Consider the following 20,798-nt stretch of genomic DNA (forward strand, 5'->3'; position numbering starts at 1 on the left):
TCAGGGGTGGTAGATGTCGTCGCGGGTCCAGGGCAGTTCGTGGCTGCCATCCGGATGCGCTTTCACGGCGAGGATCTGATGCAGATTGATCCAGCCCCGGGCAAAGGCGTACGCGCAACCGGCCAGATACAGACGCCAGATACGCAGTGCTTGCTCAGGCACCAGTTTCGCCGCAGCTTCGAGGTTATCCTCCAGTCGCTCACTCCAGTGATCGAGCGTGCGCGCGTAGTGCAGGCGCAAGCTTTCGACATCGACGATTTCCAGCCCGGCTTCACTGATCTCGGCTGAGATCATCGCCAGATGCGGCAACTCGCCGTTGGGGAACACGTATTTTTCGATAAAGTCGCCAGCGCCGCGTCCAACCGGGCGGCCATCGGTGTGTTTGGCGGTGATGCCGTGGTTCATCACCAGGCCGCCCTCTTTCACCGCGCCAAACAGCGTAGCGCAATACTCGGCGAGATTGGCATGACCAACGTGTTCGAACATGCCGACGCTGACAACCTTGTCGAAGCGGCCGTCCTGCGGCAGATCGCGATAGTCGAGCAATTGCAGTTCGACCTGATCTTCCAGACCCTCGGCCTTGACCCGCTCCTGCGCCAGCGCCAACTGCTCCTTGCTCAAAGTAATACCGAACACCTTTACGCCGAACTCTCGCGCCGCATACCGCGCCAGACCGCCCCAACCGCAGCCGACATCCAGCAAATACTCGCCCGGCTGCAAGCGCAGCTTGCGGCACAGATGGCGGAATTTGGCTTGCTGCGCCTGTTCGAGGGTTTCGCTACCGGTTTCGAAATAGGCACAGGAATACGCCATGTCGCTATCCAGCCAGAGCTGGTAGAACGCATTCGACAGGTCGTAGTGATAGGAAATGGCTTTGGCATCGGTGTCTTTGTCGTGATGCGCACGCACCGGCTGACTGCCTTCGTCTTCGTCGAGCAGCGCATTGCTCAACTCGTCGCAAACCCGAATGACCTCGCTGATCGAGCCCTCCAGTTCCAGCTTGCCTTCGACGAACGCCGCACCCAGCGCATCCAGGCTTGGGTGGGTGAATTGAGTAACCATCTGCGGGTCCTTGACGACGATGGTTACGCTGGGCGTCGGGCCCAGATTGAACTCGTGGCCGTCCCAGAGTCGCAGGCGAAGCGGTAACTGCAGATTCTGTAAGGCCGGTGGAAGTTGCGCGAGCATGGAAAATCCCCCCTTGTTTCAGACGTCTGATCTGAGGGTAGACCAACCTGGAAAAATAGCAGGCTATCGATTCGATCGGCCTTATCTATCGTGATCGGCACATCGGCTGAACGCCACAGACGACGCGCCTTACGATAGATGACTGCCTGCGCACTCGGCGGTTCGATGAATTTTCTTTCATTTAGCCTGAGCGTCGAGCCTGAGCAATGGCTCCTGAAAGCGCAGCAAACGTCCGGCGTTGCCCAACACCAACAGGGTGCTCAGGTTATGCAGCAGCGCCGCGATCATAGCCCCGGCCGCACCAAGCCAGCCGAACGCCGCGAAGACCACGATAGCCAGCGTCCAGCCGAGGCCGATAATCACGTTGACCTGCAAAGTACGCCGGCACTGACGACTCAAGCGCACGCAAGTACCGAGGCGACGCAGATCGCTGCCGATCAACACGATGTCGGCTGACGCCAGAGCAATGTCGGCACCGCCAGCGCCCATCGCCACGCCGACCACGCCGGCTTTGAGCGCGAGTGAATCGTTGATGCCGTCACCGACCACCATCGGGCGGAAGCCGTGATCGATTTCCTTGAGCACGCGATTGAGTTTGTCCTCCGGAAGCGCTTGCGCCTGGACTTCGTTCAGCCCGACTTCCTGTGCCAGGGTCAGGGCAACGCTCTGACGATCACCGGTCAACAGGAGTTGGCGTCCCAGCCCCAATTCGCGTAACTCGTTCAAGGCAAAGCGCGCTTCCGGTTTGATGCTGTCTGCTAGCAGCAGCCAGGCGAGGAATTCGCCGTTCAGGGCCAACCCGGCGATCGGGCCATCGTGCTCAGGAACAAGGGTGGTTGTGATACCCAGTTGCGTGAACAACTCTGGACGACCGAGCGCGGCCTCGCCCTTTTCTGTCGTCGCCACTACGCCCAAGCCTTGGCGCTCATGGATGTTGGTCAGAGGCCAATAGGCCTCCTGATCGGCCATCCCGGCGAGTGCCCGGCTCACCGGATGACTGCTCGCCGCGCCAAGACTGGCGGCCAGTGTCTGCACTTCGGCGGTGTCCGCATTCAGGCTGTCGATCGACTGCAAACGCAAGGTGCCGTAAGTCAGCGTGCCGGTCTTGTCGACCACCAGCGAGGTCAGATCGGCGAGTTCTTCGAGGAACGCCGAGCTGCGAATCAGAATCCCGTGACGCGCGGCGACGGCGACACCGGCAATCGCCGTGGCCGGCGCCGACAGCACCAACGCACACGGACACGCCGCCACCAACACCGCGAGCATCGCCTGTGCATCATGGGTGACGAACCAGGTCACCGCCGCCAGCAACAAGACCAGCACCATGTAGCTGCCGGCATAGCGTTCGAGCAATCGCGTGATCGGCGGTTTCGAGCGCTCGGCGTTTTGCATCAGGGCGATGACTTTGCCCAGGGTGGATTCGTCGCCGGTACGGGTGACTTCGACGCGCAGCAATCCATCGAGGTTGATCGCGCCGCCGAACACCAGCATGCCGACGCCAGCTTCCACCGGTACCGACTCACCGGTAATCGACGCCGTATCGAGACTCGCTTGGCCGGACAATACCCGACCGTCCGCCGGCACCCGATCACCGGCCCGCACCTCGACAACATCGCCAGCGCTGAGCGTGCCGTTGTCCACTTCGATGATCGAACCGTCTGCTTGCAGCTTGCGCGCATGGCTGCGGGTCAACTGGCCAAGCGCATTAATCGCCTCCTGGGAGCCGATCACGCTGCGCTCCTCAAGCACATGGCCGAAGATCATGATGATCGGCAGCAACGCCGCAGTGAGCAGATCACCGGTCGCCCAGGCACCGAGCATGGCCAGCGCGATCAACTGATCGGTGATGCCGTGCAGGCTTGGGTAACGCAGGCTGTACCAGGCCGAACGCATCACCGGAACCGCTACCAGCAACGAGGCGAAACCGAGCAGCAGTTGGCTGGCACCGGTTTGCTCCGGGAGTGTCCAGCGCCAGACCAGCCCCAGACCCAGCAGCCCGAGCGCAAGCATCGCCAGGGTCAATTGGCGCGCGGCGCGACGTTGTTCGGCCGAGGACAACAGGCCTGGGGCAGCGGTGGTCGCCGTCATTGACTGGCTCCTTGAATGATCAACCGGGAATCGTCTTTCGGGTTGACGGTGGTGACCGACCCGGCCTGACCGAGAATTTTCGGCAGGCGTTCGCGATACAGACGCAGGAGCATTTGCGGGTCGCTAGACGTGGCCAGACTCGAGACGGTTGCGGTATCGGTCGAGGCTTTGGCACGACGCTCGCCTGCCTGCGCGTGAGCCACCTGGAGCGTGCGGTCTGCCTGTTCGTTGGCGGACTGGGCAAGTTTCTCGGCATCGGTGCGCGCGTTAGCCACTGCTTTGTCAGCCTGCTGACTGGCGGTCAGAACCGCATTGAAAGCACTGATCGCTGGCTCCGGCAGACTCGATTGCACATCGACCCGCGACACCTCGATACCGATGCCCTGCCCGCTCGCGTTCAGATCAGCGAGACGCGCGTTGATGCCTTGCACCAGATCACCGCGCAATCGCTCACGACGCTCGGCCGCCTGATTGTCGGCGCCGATCAATTCCGGGCGAGCGACCAGAATGGTGTCGAGGTCTCGCGCGGCGGTCAGGGCCACAGCGCTGCGCGTCACTAGCCGATCGAGTGCTGGCAGCACATGCTCGCCTTGCAACACGAATTCGTACGGATCGGAGACTTGGTAAAACACTCGCACGTCCAGTTGCACTACGCCGGCATCGCCGGTCAATAAATAACCAGACCCGGCGAGTGCATCACTCAATGGCGTGGCGAAGGAAGCCACCCGGTCTCCCTTCAGCGCTTCGTCACTGCGCAACAGATTTTCCACTCGACGCTCGATCACCCGATCCGCCGCCGGCAACAGAATCACCTGCTCAAAAGGTTGCGGCCACGCCCATAACAGCCCGGCATTCTGAACGCGATCCAGCGCGCCAAAGTGCAGCACCAGGGCGCGGTTTTGCGGATCAATCTGCCGGACATTCGAGACCGCCCATGCTAATGCGGCCAAAACAGTGATCGCATACAAGACGATGAAGGTCAGACGGCCGGCCTGAATCCACGGACTGTTAAACGCATGTGTTCCACGTGGAACTTCTTCGCTCATGGTTGCGATCCGGCTTTGTTGTCGAGCGTCGGTGGGCCGTCGACCAACACACGGAAAGGTGCGGCATCGGTGCGCAGAATCAATTTGGTGTCCGGCGTAACGATGGTGCCGAGGGTATCGAGGGAGCGCAGCAGGTTATAGAGCTGTGGCGAGCTGGCGTAGGCGCGCCCATAAATCTGCGCAGCCTCGACCCGGGATTGCGCTTCGATATCGGCGGCTTTCACCGTCGCATCGGCCTGGACGATCCGCGCATCGCGTTCGGCGGCAGAACGGATTTGCGCCGCTTCGCGTTTGCCAACAGCCGTGCGTTCGGTAGCAATGGTTTCACGCTCGGCGCGCATGCGGTCGACCGTGGCACTGAGCGTGACCGAGGGCAAAGTCAGCCGCTCGATACCGACCTGCACAACGCGCACGCCATATGTAGCGAGCAACTGTTGGTCGATCTGCTGACGCAACTGCGTTTCAAAATCGCCGATGCGCACTTGTTTGGCATCAGTGTTGACCAGATTGGCCAGATCGAAACTGCTGGCCGTGGTCTCCAGCGCTGAGCCGACAAAGGTGCGAATCTGCCGCGCCGCTTCGTCCGGCTGATTCTGCACGGCACGCATGAAACGCTGCACGTGTTCAGGATCACCCTGCACCTGCCACGCCACGTAGGCCTGAACGATGATGCGCAAACCGTCCTTGGTGCCGACGTCCTGCAAACCACTTGAGGTGGTACGTAGACGCAAGTCCACCGGGATCGCCGCTTCGAACGGTGCAGGCCAGCGCCAGCTCAAACCGGGATCAAGTAAGACCCGCGAAGGATTACCGAAACGGGTGATGACCGTGGCTTCACCGGAGCGCACTTGCACCAGACTCGCGGCGGCGATGGCAAACGCCACCAGCAACGCAGCCCAGCCCATACGCCGCCATGGAAATGGCCCGGCCTCTTGCGGATCGCCGTGATGGTGGTGATGACCATGATGATGGTGATGCCCGCCGTGGCCGTGGTCGTGGCCGCTGTGGTCGTGAATGTCATGAACAGGCGACTGGCTCAATGGGTGGCTCCTGGTTGAGCGGTGGTGCGGGGGGACGACGGATCAGTCGGCAGTGTGAAAGTACGCAGATCGATGGTTGGCGCATTTGCGCTGCCGCCGAGTCGATGATCGAGTATCAGCAACTTGGCTTTACTCATGCCCTGACTGAGCTGGCTGAGATATTGCTCCAGCACGAAGGCCTGGCCGGCATTGGTGAAAGCTTTCTGTTCGGCGCTGAATTTAAGGTCGGCGGTTTGCGCGGCTGCATTGATCTCCCGCGCATTGGCCATTGCCTGATCCCGCGCCGTGCTCGCCTGCAACTGCGCCTCGTTAGTGGCCTGCGCAGCCGCCCCGCGTTCGCGAGCGATCAACGCCTGCGCGCCGATCTGCGCCGCTTGCACACTGTGATAGGCATTCGCCGCGCCGGCCGGTGGATGAATCGCTTCGACAACTGTGGCGAGGATTTCCACACCGCTGTTCAATCTGTTCAGATCGCTTTGCACTGCGCGACCGATTTCCTCAGCCAGCCCAGCCCTGTCGTCGCCGAGCAGACCGTCGAGGGTGCGCGAGGCAAAATCGTGAACCAGGATGCGGCTGGCGGTGCTGCGAATCAGCGTCGGTACATCGGCGCTGTTATAGGTCGCGGCGAGCGCCGCCTCGTCGTTCAAACCGATGCGATAAACGAAGCGCACGTCCATGTTGACGATTTGCAGGCCCTGTTGCGCGCCGCGGCTGCTGGCGATGACCTGGGATTTGTCGTTGACGTGGCTGGCATCCCACAAACGGTTGGCGGTCAGCGGCGCTGGGCCTTCAGCGGAATCGGATTGCACGGCGGTTGGCTTGTCGCCGACACTGGTGGCCAGTTCATGGACCACACCGTTTTCAACGGAAATCACACGCCCCAATGGCCAGGGCAAACCGGCATGCAAACCCGGGCCGAACACCTGTACCGGTTTACCGAAGCGCTCGTAGATGCCGCGACCTTGCAGGGGAATCTCATGTACGCCGGTCAGCAGCCAGCCGCTCAGGGCGACCACCGCCAGCACCGGCAACAACGCCCGGCGCATGTAACTGAAGGCCCAGATCTGCCGCAGATCGATGCCGAACCGATTGTGCATTTCGTGCTGCAACGCCAGCAACGGCTGCGGCGGCCAACGCAGCATATCGGCGATAAAACTGCGCGCCAGCAGGGTCGGTTCCAGTTGTTCACGCCGCGGGCTGAAGACAGACAGTAACGCGCGCAACAGCAGTTCGCCGGCAACCAACATTGGCAGGACTGCGCTGAGCACCACCACGCGTACCGGCCAGACTGCGTTTTCGCTGGCAAACAACAGACACAGCGCACCGATCAACAGGGTGATGATCACCACCCGGGTCAGTTGCGCCAGCGCAGCCGCTTCCGGCCATTGCGCCGGCGGTTCCTGCGCCAGGTGCCGCTCCAGCACGAGCAGGGCAAACGCCAGCAACAACGCCAATGCCCCACCGATGCTCGCCGACAGCCCCAAGGCCGCCGCAGGCAACGTGAGATTCCACACCTGCTCAATACTGAGCACTACCAGCAACGCCCAGCCGCCGAGCCACAACGTCGGCGCACCGATTTGTCCAAGCAGATGGCGGCTGCGCTGGCTCAAGCGCTCCAGCAGCCTTTCGTACCAGCCCTCGGCTGCGGCGCCCTCCTCCACGACGGTCGATTGCGAAGCGGGCGGATGCATCACCCGCGCGCGCCATTGCGCCACCCACCCCGCCGATTGCAGACCGGCGACCAGCACCAGCAACGCTGCGCCCTGATTGACCAACAACGGCAACCACAGGGACTGCGGCGCAAACAAACCGACGAAAAACGCCAGCACCCAGCCCGACACAGCCACTGCGCCGAGTCCATACGCCAACCGACGCAATTTGCGTGACTGCACGGCTGCCTGCTGAAAGCGCGGCAGCCCGTTGACTGGCGTGGCGTCCAACTCAAGATCGACTTGCATAACACCCCGAAAATATAGGCTCTGCGTTCATAGCGTTACGATATAACGCAAGCTGTGAAATATTCGTACACAATTACGCTTATTCAAGGATGCCGCAGCTGTCGCTTGCCTGAAGCCTTGACCGAAATGTCCGGCGAAGCTCATATTACGCGCATAATTTTTATCGCGACTAATCTTGGCTATCCCCATCGAGCAATCTGGAGCAAGCGCATGAGCAACTATGACGTGGTAATTCTGGGCGGTGGCCCCGGCGGTTATAACGCGGCGATCCGCGCCGGCCAGCTCGGGCTCAAGGCCGCTTGCGTCGAAGGACGTGCAACCCTCGGCGGCACCTGTCTGAACGTCGGTTGCATGCCGTCCAAAGCCTTGCTGCACGCGTCGGAGCTGTACGCCGCTGCGGTGGGCACGGAGTTCGCCAATCTCGGCATCGAGGTCGAACCGAAGCTGAACCTTGCGCAGATGATGAAACAAAAAGACGAGAGCGTCGCCGGCCTGACCAAGGGCATCGAGTTTCTGTTTCGCAAGAACAAAGTCGACTGGATCAAGGGTTGGGGCCATATCGACGGCCCGGGCAAAGTGACGGTGACCGACGCTCAAGGCAACAAGAGCGAGCTCAGCGCCAAGGACATAATCATCGCCACCGGTTCCGAGCCCACTCCCCTGCCCGGCGTAGAGATCGACAACCAGCGCATCCTCGATTCCACCGGCGCGCTGTCATTGAGTGAAGTACCCAAACATCTGGTAGTGATTGGTGCCGGGGTGATCGGCCTGGAGCTGGGTTCGGTATGGCGCCGACTCGGCGCGCAGGTCACCGTGGTCGAATACCTTGATCGCATCTGCCCCGGCGTCGATGGCGAGGCCGGCAAGACCTTGCAGCGCGCGCTGAGCAAACAAGGCATTGCCTTCAAATTGAGTTCCAAGGTCACCAGCGCCACCAGTTCCGCCACAGGCGTGCAGCTGAGTGTCGAGCCTGCCGCTGGCGGCACGGCTGAACTGATCGAAGCCGATTATGTGCTGGTGGCCATCGGGCGCCGGCCGTACACCCAGGGCTTGGGGCTGGAGAACGTCGGCCTCAGTACCGACAAACGCGGCATGCTCGCCAACAAGCAACATCGCACCGAAGCCGCCGGGGTCTGGGTGATCGGCGACGTCACGTCCGGCCCGATGCTCGCGCACAAGGCTGAAGACGAAGCCATGGCCTGCGTCGAGCAGATCCACGGCAAGGCTGGCGAGGTCAATTACGCGCTGATCCCCAACGTCATCTACACCCAACCGGAGCTGGCCAGCGTCGGCCAGACCGAAGAACAGCTCAAGGCCGAGGGCCGTGCCTACAAGGTCGGCAAGTTTCCTTTCACCGCCAACAGCCGGGCGAAGATCAATCACGAAACAGAAGGCTTTGCCAAAGTCCTCGCCGACGAGCGCACGGACGAAGTGCTTGGCGTGCATCTGGTCGGGCCGAGCGTGAGCGAGATGATCGGCGAATTCTGTGTGGCGATGGAGTTCAGCGCCTCGGCCGAGGACATTGCCCTGACCTGCCATCCGCACCCGACGCGTTCGGAAGCGTTGCGTCAGGCAGCGATGAATGTCGAGGGGATGGCGACGCAGATGTAGGTTCCAAACCTTGCCGCCGTCTTCGCGAGCAGGCTCGCTCCCACTTTGGAATGCGTTCCCCCGTGGGAGCGAGCCTGCTCGCGAATGGCGCCACCCGGTCTACACCGGCAGATGCCCCAACGGCAAAGCCCCCGGCGCTTTCACCGTGTGAATGGCAAAGTTGCTGCGAATATCGCTCACCCCCGGCAGCTTCAGCAGGTGCGCGCTGACAAAGCGGTCATAAGCGCGCAAGTCAGGCACCACTACCTGCAACAAAAAGTCCGATTCGCCGGACACCAGAAACGCTGAGACCACCTCAGGCAACGCAGTGACGGCCGCATAAAAAGCCTCGGCGCGTTCTTCGTTGTGCCGCTCGACCTTGACCCCGACAAACACCGTCAGTCCCAGCCCGACTTCATCGCGATCCAGATTGGCCTGGTAGCCTCGAATCACCCCCGCCTCTTCCAGCATGCGCACCCGGCGCAGACACGGCGAAGCCGACAGGCCGATTTCTTCTGCGAGCTCGACATTGCTCAAACGCCCGTTGCGTTGCAGCGCGGCGAGAATCTTGCGGTCATAGGCGTCGAGTTTCATCTTTGGCAGATCCCGATAGTCTGACGGTTGAAAACCAGCAGGTTATGCCAAAGCTGCGAACAATTGAAGCCGACTACGCAAGCACCTGCCCTGCCCTCTCGCTCTAGACTGGCGCGAGCAAATCGACATCGAAAAGGGGTGTGATGTGGCAAGTCTGTGGCTGTTTATTTTGACGCTGGCTGTGGTTCTGCTACTGCCGGGACCGGACATGATCCTGCTGTTGCAAACCGGTGCGCGGCAAGGTCGAGGTGCGGCGCTGGCCACCGCGCTGGGCCTGGCCATCGCCCGCGGCTGCCACGTGGCACTGGCGGCATTGGGGCTGGCGGCGCTGTTCAAAACGGCGCCGTGGACGTTTGACGTGGTGCGCATCGCCGGCGCGGCCTATCTGATGTGGATCGGCATCCAGTGTTTTCGCAGCTCGCTGGTGCCGAGCCTGCAAGCCCAAGAGCAGGTACCTGCCCACGTCCAGTGGCGCGGTGCGATCCGTCGCGGTTTGCTGACCAACCTGCTTAATCCCAAGGCGTTGCTGTTCTGCTCGGTACTGTTGCCACAGTTTATCGTCAGCGGCGGCGCGCCGGTGCTGACACAGTTCGCCGTGCTCGGCCTGGTGCTGGTCAGCGTCGGCCTGCTGTTCGACAGTGTTGTCGCCATGACTGGCGCGGCACTGGGCCGTTGGCTGCAACACAGTCCAACCGCCCAGCGCGCTCAGCAATGGCTGTTCGGCAGTCTGTTGATTGGCTTCGCCGTACGCCTGAGCTTCATTCAACAGGCCTAGCCTTTGCGCACCTTGCGCTGACGACGGGTGATCAGCAGTAACGCAGCAACAGCGACCAGGATGATCGCGCCGATCTGCACCGGCCACTTGTACGGTCGCAGCGTTTCACGCACGGCATCGGTCACCTGGGTGACGTAGCGCTTGTCGGCATTCTCAAAATCCGGGTAGGGGCATTGATTGCCGAAGTCTTGCGCCCACGGCACATAAGGGCCTTCCTTGACGTAGCGCTGATACAGCGCACTCTGGTCTTCAAGGCTGCTGTTCCAGCCGGCGGCATTGCACAACACCGCAGCAAACGCCTGACTGGTGTGCGGCAGGTTATCGGCGGCGCGACTGGCCAGTGCCGTGGCGACAAAACGATAGTGATAACGCAGATCCGGTTGCGCGGCGCTGGCCTGCTGGCGCTGCACTTCCGCCGCTGAAATCAGCGGGCCGACATCCAGCTTCGTGCTCTCCAGCGTGTAATTGCCGCCGAAGGTGGCGTAATCAGGGGCCATCTCATAACCGAGGATGTCCATGCCCCACTCCCGGGCCGTCCATGCGGCGTTGTACAACGCACTGGCGCGTTTGCTCGGCCACCACGCCGACTCGGCCTTGAGCCGTTGCTCGCCATAGAGCCGGGCCTTGTGCTGCAGATCGTCACTGGCGAAATAACCGACCGCTTCCTCGTATCGCCCCTCACGCAGCAAGCGCCTACCGAGCAGATTGCGCAGATTGGCGGCCACCGACAGCGGCACATAGTTGTCGCGCTCCTGCTGCGTCAATGGCGGCGGCGCCGGCACGTTCTCATCGACGTACTGCTTGAGCTCATCGACCGTCAGCACCCGCTCGGCAACGGTGGCGGCATCGAACCAGTAAAGGCTGTTGCTGCGATACAGCTGCACGAACGCTTGCAGGTATTCGCCGCGTTGCAGCGCCAGGATCGCGCTTTCGCCCTCGACCCGGCATTTTGGCTGCACCGTTTCAAACGCCCAGTCCGGCGTGCGGCGATAACCCCAGTCTTCATTCTGCGGAAAGGCCTGGGCGGCTTTGGCGTAGGCGGCGGCAGCAGCAGTCGTGTCGCCGTCACGCACCGCCAGTTTTGCCCGCAGCCACCAGGCCAGTCCGCCGTCCCCGGCGTTTACCAGAAAGGCCTTGGCAGACGCGTAGTCGCCCTGTTGATAACTCATCGCCGCCAGTCGATCGGCATTGTCGAGGCTGCCACGGGTGCTGTTTTGCAGGAGTGTGACGAGTTTCTTTTCATTCGGCGGCTGCTCACCGAAAGACCAGCCCTGACGGCTGACCAGCGACGCCGTGACCAGTTGCTGCACTGCTGGCTGCTGGAGCAGTTTGGCCAGTTGAGATTCCGGCAATTCGGCCAGTTCGTTCATCAGTTGCTTGAGCGAGGTGTAACCGACGGACGAACCGTGCAGGTTCTGTGCTTCGTACAGTTCGATGGCGCCGCTCCAGTCGCCCGCGCTGCGCAACGCCCGCGCCTCTTCACCAAGGCTGGCAACGCCCAGTTCCAGCGGATCGCTGAAGCCGTCGATGCTCAGTTGCCGTGCCTGGCGAAAGGCATCGCGCGCCTGTTCCAGCGCTTCGATGCGATCGTGTGCCGCGTTGCTCATGGCAAAGGCGATGCGCCCGAGGGAATACGCCGCCCACGTGCTGCGCAACGGACGCTGGTCTGCCGGCAGCGCCAGCACCTTGTTGAAATACTCCGTGGCCAATTGATGGTCGCCAGTGGCAAAGGCCACCGCGCCGGCGACGTACAAGCGGATTTCCACCGGCAGACTGGCGCCCTGTTCCTCGGCCTGACGTGCATCGCTGAGCCCGCGCAGGCGCTTGACCACAGCGTATTGCTCGACGCTCAGGCCCACCTGCTCAGCCTGTTCGCGCGCCAGTTCTGACGCGTTGTCTTCGGCATAATCGTTGGGGTTGTGGGTCGCCGCTGTGACATTTTTCAGCCCGGCAATGGTTTTACCGAGGCGACTGACTTCGAAGCTGAAACTGCCTTCGGGCAGATCGGCGAGGGTCTGCGCGCGGTTGTCGAGCAGGCGCATCGGGAAGTCCGGGCCGCAGGCCAGCGCCGACCCCAGCGGCAGGCTGAGGCTCAGGCAAAGCAGATGGCGGGGCCAGTTACGGGTCAACATGCGAACCTCCTTGATCAATATGTGCACAACGCGCCCAACCGACAGCGCGCTGTCCGCCCGCCGGCAAGCGGCCGTCACGCAGGCGGGTGAAGGTAAGCAGATTGGCACTTTGTTGCAACGAGTAACCGGTGAGCGCATCGGCGCCTGCACAATCCCGCGCCTTTAGGGTGATTTGCGCGGGCCACGGGCTGTCGAGATTGCCGCGGTTATCGAGCTGGATGTCATACAAACCGCCCTGCTCTTTGAATGACAGGCGCAACTGACTGTTCAGCACATCTCCGCGAGCCACCGCGCGTAAAGTAGCCAGGCTCCAGGCGCGACGATCGTTGGCCAGCGGCAGGCGAAACCAGATCAAACCGGTCAGATGCTCAGGCGGATCCTCGCGCAAGGTCTTGGCCAATTGGCTGAGTTGCTGCGGATCGGCGAGCAACTCCCGGCGCTGCCCGCCGCGCTCCAGTTGCACTTCGCTTTCCACTACCGGCGCGCCACCGTCATCGCTCAACAGCGCAACGCCGTAGGCCGGCAGCGCCAGATAGAACGGTTTGTCGCTGACATGTGCCCAGGCCTTGGCCCACTTCAACGCCTGCCTGGCGTCGAAAAGACCCAGTCGCGGATCGCTCACGGCGTGGACTTGCAGCACGCTGCTGTCGACGCTTCGCAACAGCGCCGGCAACTGCGCGCTATCGAGCCAGGCCGGTAGCGCGGTGATGCTCAAAGGCAACGATGGCGGCAAGGCCGCACGCAAGTGTTTGAGGAATTCAGCGTACACGGGCAGCCGCGCGTTGCCGGCATCGTGGTCGATTTCGATACCGTTCAGCGTGAGGCCTTGCGCTTGCCAATCGGCAATGACCTGCAGAATCTGCTCGGTGACCTGCTGCTGGTCCAGCGACTGCAACTGGCCATCGAGGCGAATCACTGCGATCAGAGCGCGACCATCAGCTTTCAACAACGCCGGATCAACTCGCGCCCTGCTCCACCGCTCGCCGGGAAAGGCCTGCAACGCCAGCACGCGCAGGGTGGAGAAATCATGGCGACTGTCGCGCAATGCCGGCTCATGCGCAGGTGTCCATTGGCGTTGCCAGACGTAGAGCTGCTGGTCGAGGGCCGGTGCGGCGTGTTGCTCGCAACCTGCCAGCAAGACGCTAAGGATCAGACCCGCAATAAACCGCATACCTTGAAAATCCCTGAAGCCATAGGGCTGCAAGGTTACACAAAACCCTGCGCAGACGATCAGGGTTTGCGCGCGATAATCACCTGACTCTTGGCCACCACCGCATCCAGCGCCTGCTTGATCTGTGCACCGCGCGGGGAATCCAGCACCGCTTGCCAGGTATTGGCCCAGTGCTCGAGCATCGGGTGATCGGGATTGCTGAACTCGACCTTGGCCTCCCAGAACAACATCATCCACATCGACCAGTAGAAGCCATATTGGCTGTGGCTGATGATCTCCAGCCCGGCGTCGCTGACCATGGCCTTGAACTGGTCTTCGCTGATGATGCGTATGTGATTGGGTTTCTGGAAATACTCCGGCGCGGCGATGTCCTTTTGCAGGTCCTCGGAGCTGGGATGCGGCACGCTCAGCAGATACAACGCGCCCGGCTTGCCGACACGCACCAGTTCGGCAAGAAACTGCGCGGGATCGTCAACGTGTTCGATAACTTCAGTGCAGACCACACGCGTTGCCGTTGCCTCGGCAATCCGTAGCGGGTTGCAGTCGGTAACGTGGCATTCGATGTCCCGGGCCGGGGTGTCGCTCAGACGCTGGCGCGTGGCTTCGACCTTGGCTGCATCGATATCGGCAAGAATGATCTTCGCCCCACGCATAGCGCAGAAGTGCACGTTGCCGCCATCACCGCAACCGACATCAAGCAACGTGTCGTCGGCGTTCACAGCGAAGCCCGTGTACAGCTCGTGAGTCTCCTGGTTGAACCAGCCGCTGAGCTTCGCATCGTAAAGGCCGAGCATGTACGGATCGACTTTATCGGCAACCGCAGCGACCGGTTCTGCCGAAGTTTGCGCAGGCGTTGTCGCCGAGAGTTTCTTCAAAAAGCTCAGCATGAGGTGGCTCCGGGTGAGGTAACTGCAGTTCGGGAGGTGCCGAGGCGCTTGACCAGCGCAGCACCGCGATTGCGCATCGGCATTTCGATCAAGCGATAGTTGAATTCGCTGAGCAGCGCGATCAGGCCAAAGGCAATCAGCACCGTAAGGATGGGATGTCCGGCCGGGCTCGGCAGACCGCTGCTCTGCAAGCGAAAGATCAGCTCACGCAGCAGCAGATAGGCGGGGATGTGGATCAGGTAGATGCCGTAGGAACGGCTGCCGATCCATGCCAGCAACCGCTGCAAGCGTCCGGCAGGCATCAGGTAGTTGCGGTTGTACGAGGCGGTCCAGACCAGCAGCGCACTGAGCACGGCGATCGAACCGATTCGGAAGCTGGCCAAGGTAAAACGGTCGGTCGCCATGAAGCTCAACAGCGCAGCAATGACAATCAAGGCTGAAATGCCTAGCCATGGTCGGCGCAAGAACGAGGGCTGCCAGCGCTGATAACCCGGCTGCGCACTCCACATCGCCAACAGTACGCCAAGGGCCAGCGCGTCGGTGCGCACTACCATCAGCAACGGCGTGCGTACGGTCAGAATCTGCACCGCCACCAGCGCCAGCAATGCCCAGACCAGGTGTCGGCGAAACAACAGGATCAGCAAAGGAAAGAGCAGATAGAACTGCTCCTCCAGCGCCAGGCTCCAGTAAACGAAACTGCTGCCATATTCGTATTGGAAGAAGCTGTCGGCGAAGCGGAAATTGGCGTATTGCAGCACCCCGGCCAGGGTCGCCTGAAGATTGGCGGATAGCGTGCCGAACGCACCGGATCGATTGAAAAACATACAGGCCAGCAGGATCAGCGCCAGCCACAGCCAAGCTGAAGGCAGCAACCGAAAAGCCCGGCGCAGCCAGAAATGGCGTACCTGTTGCCAGCGCTCCCGGCCCGTCGTGCAGCCTTGCAGCACCGGGATCAAGCTCCGGGCGATGACAAAACCGGAGATCGCAAAAAACAGGTCAACGCCCCACCACGTCTGCGCCCATTCGTGGATCCGGGCCAGCGACGGCACCGGGTCAGTGAACAGATTATCCTGCAGATGATGGAACAACACCGCGAGCACCGCGACCGCACGCAGGATTTCAACGTCCATGATGCGCTTGCCGTTCATGCTTGAGGGGCTTCCAAGGCAGGCGCACGATGCTCGAACAACTGCGTCAGAAACCCTTGCAAACGCTGTTCAGCCACAGCCTGGCTGCAGAACGCCTGCAAACTGTCGACTGCCTGCGCGGACATATCGGCATAGCGCTGCGGCTGGTTTTTCGCGACGTCATAACTGGCCCGATAGGCCTCGCATAACGAGGTCCAGTTGGTCACATAACGCAGGGTTCTAAAGGCCTTGCGCGGGTCGTGAGGCCAGGCTGTCAGCTCATCCGTGGACTCGATGAGAAAGGCATTCGCGGTGCTCAGGTAATCGATCATCGCCGTGGTACGCGGCGCCACCGCCGGCTTGCCGCAGGACATGAACTCCATCAGCGGCAGGCACTGCCCTTCACCGTACGAGGTGTTGACCACATACCGCGTGGCCTGCACCAGTTGCTCGTAGTCCGGATCGGCGAGGTAGCCGTAGATCAGAACGATGCGGCAGCGATAAGACTGGTTTTTGTATAAGTGATGAAGAATATCGCTGAGCGCTTCTTCGGCGTCATGGTGAGTGAGCTTGAGCACCAGCGTCGCGTCTTCGACATCGCGGAAACACACACAGAACGCACTGAGCATGTCTTCCCAGTTCTTGCGCCCGTCACCGGGATTGAACACCGAGGTGTAAACCACACCGTCAAGCATCAGCGTCTGTTCGGAGGCCGGCGCGGCGAAGTCGATGCCGTCGCCGCTGCGCAGGTGCGCCGGCCCGAATGCATTCAGATTGAGGGTGCGGCTGTCCGCGACCAGGCCTTTGATCGTCAGGCTGTACGCGGCGGCCAGCGCTTGCTCGGGCATTTTCGCGCCACGGGCAGCAAAACGGTCCCAGACCGGCGCCGGCACCGCGACGATCGGGTACTCGGCACCCATCGCCTCATGCACGGCGTTGACCGTATAACTGGAATGGGTGATCGCCGCCCCGCAGGCATGCAAGACGCTACGCCAGTCGTTGCGCGGCTCGCCCGCGAAGGCTTCGTTGGGGATCGTGCTGAACTCCCACGCAAACACCGGCAGCGTCGGACAGGCCAGGTGAACGGGGGTGCGATGCGGCGGCGAGAACGACAGAAACACGCAAGGCTCGCCACGGCTCAGGCATTCCAGATACAGCGCATCGACTTCTGTCTGCGGATCGGCCACTTCCACCACCCGACCGATGCGTTCGAGCACCGGACGATATTCCTTGAGCACGAAGTAATAGCTGTACTCCGAACGCCCGAGGTTCTGCGCAATGGTGTGCCGGTTGGTTTCCGAATGAATGATGATCAGCATCACGCGTTATCCTTCGCGAACACGACATCCCCAACCTTGGGCAAAGGTTGGAAGAAATTCGACAGGCGCGTTTGCACCTCGCTTAAACCACAATATTGCTGCATGCGTTCTACCGCCGCTGCCGACATGCAGTGGTAAGCCTGTGGCTGCGTCGTGGCCATGCGGTAGCTGCGTTCGTAGGCAGTTTTCAGCGAGCCCCAGTCGGGGCGATGGCGCAGCGTGCGATAGATCAGGCGGCTGTCCTGCGGCCAGATGGACGGCTCCTCGCTGGACTTGACCACGAATGCCACCGAATCATCGATGTAGTCTTGCATCGCCGTATGGTCCGGTGCGATCACCGGTTTGCCGCTGCACATGAACTCCATCAAGGGCAGGCAAAGACCTTCACAACGCGAAGCATTGACGTAAAAACTCGCAGCCTGATAGAGCCGAGCGTATTGCCCATCGTCCAGGTAACCGTGCAGGACCACCACACGGCAGGCGAACGGCGTGAGCTGGGCGAGCAGGGTCATCAGTTCGTCATAGTAGAGCGTCAGATCGTTCTGAGTGATTTTCAGCACCAGCGTCGCATCAGCCGTCTCACGAAACGCCCAGCAGAACGCCGTGATCAGTTGATGCCAGTTCTTGCGCCCGTCCTTGGGGTTGAACACGCTGACGTAGATAACGCCGTCAACCTGGGTTTCGACCACCGAAGAGGTGTCCGGCAGATTGCGCGGAACAAGTTCGACAATTGGCAGCGGTGGCGCGGCGCAAACGGCCGGCAGACGCTGCTCGAGCCAATCGTGAACGGCATCAGGCAGCAGATCGCGAACGCCCTCCCAATACCAGTTGGACAAGAATTTGACTCGAGGTACCGGTTCGGCTTGCTGCTCACCGGCGTTCAACAGCCATAGCCGCAGGTAGTGCCGGGCAATGATCAAGCGCCGCTTGAGCGTCAACGGTGGTGGACGGGCCGCCTCCAGTTCCGCCGCCAGCGCAGCCTCTTCTTCGGCAGTCAGCGGGACAGGAAGCAAGCTGTCGGCCGAGAGACCCAATGTACGGCTGTCGAATATGCACCCCTTGATTGCCAGTGCAGTGCCTGGGTTGACCGGCATCGGTTGGTGTTGCTGACGAATCGTTGCGAAGCTGTCCCACAACGGCGTCGGCAAAACCAGCACCGGGAACGCTTCGCCCATGGCGCGGCGGATGGCCGTTGCCGTGTGGCTCGACAGGGTGATGACCCGACCGTGGCGCGCGAGCATGCGTGTCCAGTCCTGACGCGGATCGTCGTCCCACTGTTCATCGGGGATCGAATCGAACTCCCAGGCCACCACGCAAATCGTCGGGCATTGCAGATCAAACGGAGTTTTCTGCGGCGGGGTGAAGGACAGGAACACACTGTCTTCGCCATCGGCGAGCAATTGCCGGTAAATCACATCGACGTCGGCGACAGATCCGGCCACGTGCACGCGCCCCAGGCTTTCCAGCACCGGGCGATAGGCTTTGAGGACAAAGTAATAGCTGTATTCCGGACGCCCGAGACTGGCACTGATGGAGCTGTCGTTGACGTCCGAGTAGAGAATGAAATTCATGGCATCCCACGATGAAGCACCATCCCGGCGACTTCATGCTATGACGGCCGCGCGGCGGAGCGGGTCGGCAGGGCCGGCACTCGTCCGTCATCATCGGGCACGTCTCTGTTCTTGTTTTAGTGGTCAGTTTCACCCCGCGTCGCGGCGTCAGGAAAACAATCGGCCAACTCGCGACGAAGGCCATTCTAAACACATCCATCGCGAGTCCGGGAACCGCCGGGCGAGAATAAATCGGACTATGCTGACGAGAACTGACCAGTCACGGTTTGCCCGGTTGAAATTGCCGAGCAATTGGCACAGATTGGCAACCAAACAACTACAACAACGGCTTCGCTTGCTGTTTCACCGGATATTTCCTCCGGTCTGACAGGGCTTTCCTCAAAGCGTGCAAGGAAAGCGGCGCGAGTCATGACCAAGGGGTCGCTGTTTGAAAAAACGTCTGTTCGTCACGGGCCTCAGCGGCTTCGTGGGACAACACATTCAGTCTCGTCTGGCGTCGCCGGGCTCGTCGTGGGAGCTGCTGCCTGCCGCATCGGCCTACGACCTTACGAACGCCGACAGCCTCATCGACCTTTGGCCTGAGTTGCCGGATGCAGTCATTCATCTGGCCGGCCAGACCTTCGTGCCGGAAGCCTTTCGTGACCCGGCCCGCACCTTCGATATCAATCTTTTCGGCACCCTCAACCTGCTGCAGGCGCTCAAGGCTCGCGGCTTTTCCGGCACTTTCCTGTACGTCAGCTCCGGCGACGTTTACGGGCAAGTCGCCGAAGAGCATCTGCCAATCACCGAGCAACAACCGCCGCTGCCGCGCAATCCTTACGCGGTGAGCAAACTTTCAGCGGAGTTCCTCAGTTTGCAATGGGGCCTGAGTGAAGGCTGGCCGGTGCTGGTGGCGCGTCCGTTCAACCACATCGGCACCGCGCAGAAACACAGCTTCGTGATCGCCAGCGCCGCCCGGCAGATCTGCCGTATCAGACAGGGTCTGCAAGCGCCGCAATTGCAAGTCGGCGATATCGACGTTACGCGGGATTTTCTTGATGTCGGCGACGTGATCGCAGCGTATTTCGCCCTGCTGGAAAACGGCGCACCGGGGCAGGTCTACAACATCTGCTCGGGCCGCGAGCAAAGCATTCGCAGCCTGATCGAGCAATTGGCCGATCTGGCCGAAGTCGACGTAGAACTGGTGGCGGATCCGGCGCGCATGCGGCGCGCCGACCAGCGCCGCGTCTGCGGCAGCCACGCAAAACTGGCCAGCGCCACAGGATGGGCGCCAGCCACCACCACACAACAATCCCTGCGGGCGATCCTGTCCGACTGGGAGACGCGAGTACGACAAGAATGACAAAAAGTGCACTGATTACCGGGATCACGGGCCAGGACGGCGCCTATCTGGCCAAACTGCTGCTGGACAAGGGTTACAAGGTTCATGGCCTCGTCGCCCGGCGCAGCAGCGATTCACGCTGGCGCCTGCGCGAGATGGGCGTCGAAGCCGATATTGTCTACCTCGACGGCGACATGGCGGACGCCTGCTCGGTGCAGCGTGCGGTAATCAAATCGGCACCGGACGAGGTCTACAACCTCGCCGCACAGAGCTTTGTCGCCGCCTCGTGGGATCAACCGGTCACCACCGGCATCGTCGATGGGTTGGGCGTGACGCACCTGCTCGAAGCGATCCGTCAGTTCAGTCCGCACACGCGTTTTTATCAGGCCTCGACCAGCGAAATGTTCGGCCTGATCCAGGCTGAGCAACAGGACGAGAACACGCCATTCTACCCGCGCAGCCCTTACGGCGTGGCCAAGCTCTACGGCCACTGGATCACCGTCAACTACCGCGAAAGCTTCAACCTGCACGCTAGCAGCGGCATCCTCTTCAACCATGAATCACCGCTGCGCGGCGTCGAATTCGTTACCCGCAAGGTCACTGACGCCGCCGCGCGCATCAAGCAGGGCAAACAGCAGGACCTGGCGCTGGGCAACATCGACGCGAAACGCGATTGGGGCTTTGCCGGCGATTACGTCGAAGCCATGTGGCTGATGCTGCAGCAGGACAAACCCGACGACTTCGTGGTCGCCACGGGCGTCACCACCACGGTGCGCGAGATGTGCCGCATTGCCTTCGATCACGTCGGCCTTAACTACCGCGATTACGTGAAGATCGACCCGGCGTTCTTCCGCCCGGCCGAAGTCGAAGTGCTGCTCGGCAACCCGGCCAAGGCCCAGCGTGTACTGGGCTGGAAACCGAAAACCGACCTGGATACCTTGATCCGCATGATGATGGATGCGGACATGAAACGCGTCGCCAAGGAGTAGGC

General features: G+C 61.4%; 16 protein-coding genes. 4 read left to right on the forward strand and 12 right to left on the reverse strand.

Going from position 1 to position 20,798, the window contains the following annotated elements:
• From cfaB to J5M66_RS02720, 5 genes are all read right to left on the reverse strand, one after another.
• The gene (cfaB, locus tag J5M66_RS02700; RefSeq protein WP_122612801.1) at positions 1 to 1,188 is read right to left on the reverse strand and encodes a C17 cyclopropane fatty acid synthase CfaB; all 1,188 of its coding nucleotides are present in this window, start codon (positions 1,186 to 1,188) and stop codon (positions 1 to 3) included.
• Between the two features lie 177 nt (positions 1,189 to 1,365).
• Positions 1,366 to 3,276: a cation-translocating P-type ATPase gene (locus tag J5M66_RS02705; RefSeq protein WP_207807603.1), complete on the reverse strand. Its 1,911-nt coding sequence runs from the start codon at positions 3,274 to 3,276 to the stop codon at positions 1,366 to 1,368.
• Positions 3,273 to 4,322 (reverse strand): protease modulator HflK, encoded by a 1,050-nt coding sequence (locus J5M66_RS02710; protein WP_207807604.1) that lies wholly within the window; start codon positions 4,320 to 4,322, stop codon positions 3,273 to 3,275. The genes J5M66_RS02705 and J5M66_RS02710 overlap by 4 nt, the downstream gene beginning before the upstream one ends.
• Complete coding sequence (locus tag J5M66_RS02715) at positions 4,319 to 5,338, reverse strand: protease modulator HflC (RefSeq protein WP_206422153.1); 1,020 nt, start codon at positions 5,336 to 5,338, stop codon at positions 4,319 to 4,321. The genes J5M66_RS02710 and J5M66_RS02715 overlap by 4 nt, the downstream gene beginning before the upstream one ends.
• A gap of 20 nt (positions 5,339 to 5,358) precedes the next feature.
• Positions 5,359 to 7,320, reverse strand: coding sequence for a protease modulator HflK (locus tag J5M66_RS02720; protein WP_206421340.1), 1,962 nt, complete (start codon positions 7,318 to 7,320; stop codon positions 5,359 to 5,361).
• 210 nt (positions 7,321 to 7,530) lie between these two features.
• On the opposite strand from J5M66_RS02720, the gene lpdA reads away from it, so the two are divergent.
• Positions 7,531 to 8,931, forward strand: a complete 1,401-nt coding sequence (gene lpdA / locus J5M66_RS02725; RefSeq protein WP_071171353.1) for a dihydrolipoyl dehydrogenase — start codon at positions 7,531 to 7,533, stop codon at positions 8,929 to 8,931.
• A 99-nt stretch (positions 8,932 to 9,030) separates the two neighbouring features.
• Here the strand turns inward: lpdA and J5M66_RS02730 are convergent, their stop codons facing one another.
• Positions 9,031 to 9,504: an Lrp/AsnC family transcriptional regulator gene (locus J5M66_RS02730; protein WP_122612807.1), complete on the reverse strand. Its 474-nt coding sequence runs from the start codon at positions 9,502 to 9,504 to the stop codon at positions 9,031 to 9,033.
• Positions 9,505 to 9,649: 145 nt separating this feature from the next.
• Between J5M66_RS02730 and J5M66_RS02735 the strand changes: the two genes are divergently transcribed.
• Entirely contained in the window at positions 9,650 to 10,279 is a 630-nt protein-coding gene (locus J5M66_RS02735; protein ID WP_207807605.1) for a LysE family translocator, read from the forward strand.
• On the opposite strand, the gene J5M66_RS02740 is transcribed toward J5M66_RS02735, so the two are convergent.
• The 6 genes from J5M66_RS02740 to J5M66_RS02765 are packed head-to-tail and all read right to left on the reverse strand — an operon-like array spanning position 10,276 to position 18,486.
• The gene (locus tag J5M66_RS02740; protein WP_207807606.1) at positions 10,276 to 12,411 is read right to left on the reverse strand and encodes a hypothetical protein; all 2,136 of its coding nucleotides are present in this window, start codon (positions 12,409 to 12,411) and stop codon (positions 10,276 to 10,278) included. The genes J5M66_RS02735 and J5M66_RS02740 overlap by 4 nt on opposite strands.
• Entirely contained in the window at positions 12,398 to 13,582 is a 1,185-nt protein-coding gene (locus J5M66_RS02745; RefSeq protein ID WP_123441897.1) for a DUF3142 domain-containing protein, read from the reverse strand. The genes J5M66_RS02740 and J5M66_RS02745 overlap by 14 nt, the downstream gene beginning before the upstream one ends.
• Before the next feature lie 59 nt (positions 13,583 to 13,641).
• Positions 13,642 to 14,469, reverse strand: coding sequence for a class I SAM-dependent methyltransferase (locus J5M66_RS02750; protein ID WP_207807607.1), 828 nt, complete (start codon positions 14,467 to 14,469; stop codon positions 13,642 to 13,644).
• Positions 14,463 to 15,617 carry an acyltransferase gene (locus J5M66_RS02755; protein WP_207807608.1) on the reverse strand — a complete coding sequence of 385 codons (1,155 nt, stop codon included), beginning with the start codon at positions 15,615 to 15,617 and terminating at the stop codon, positions 14,463 to 14,465. The genes J5M66_RS02750 and J5M66_RS02755 overlap by 7 nt, the downstream gene beginning before the upstream one ends.
• Positions 15,614 to 16,915, reverse strand: a complete 1,302-nt coding sequence (locus tag J5M66_RS02760; RefSeq protein WP_207807609.1) for a glycosyltransferase — start codon at positions 16,913 to 16,915, stop codon at positions 15,614 to 15,616. The genes J5M66_RS02755 and J5M66_RS02760 overlap by 4 nt, the downstream gene beginning before the upstream one ends.
• Positions 16,915 to 18,486, reverse strand: a complete 1,572-nt coding sequence (locus J5M66_RS02765) for a glycosyltransferase (protein ID WP_207807610.1) — start codon at positions 18,484 to 18,486, stop codon at positions 16,915 to 16,917. Before J5M66_RS02765 ends, J5M66_RS02760 begins: the two co-directional genes overlap by 1 nt.
• 427 nt (positions 18,487 to 18,913) lie before the next feature.
• Between J5M66_RS02765 and J5M66_RS02770 the strand changes: the two genes are divergently transcribed.
• Both J5M66_RS02770 and gmd read left to right on the forward strand, forming a co-directional pair.
• Positions 18,914 to 19,828 (forward strand): GDP-mannose 4,6-dehydratase, encoded by a 915-nt coding sequence (locus J5M66_RS02770; RefSeq protein WP_207807611.1) that lies wholly within the window; start codon positions 18,914 to 18,916, stop codon positions 19,826 to 19,828.
• Positions 19,825 to 20,796, forward strand: coding sequence for a GDP-mannose 4,6-dehydratase (gene gmd / locus J5M66_RS02775; protein WP_207807612.1), 972 nt, complete (start codon positions 19,825 to 19,827; stop codon positions 20,794 to 20,796). The genes J5M66_RS02770 and gmd overlap by 4 nt, the downstream gene beginning before the upstream one ends.
• Positions 20,797 to 20,798 lie beyond the last annotated feature (2 nt).

This window comes from Pseudomonas sp. 67(2021) (assembly GCF_017491835.1).
Taxonomy (GTDB): Bacteria; Pseudomonadota; Gammaproteobacteria; order Pseudomonadales; family Pseudomonadaceae; genus Aquipseudomonas; species Aquipseudomonas atacamensis.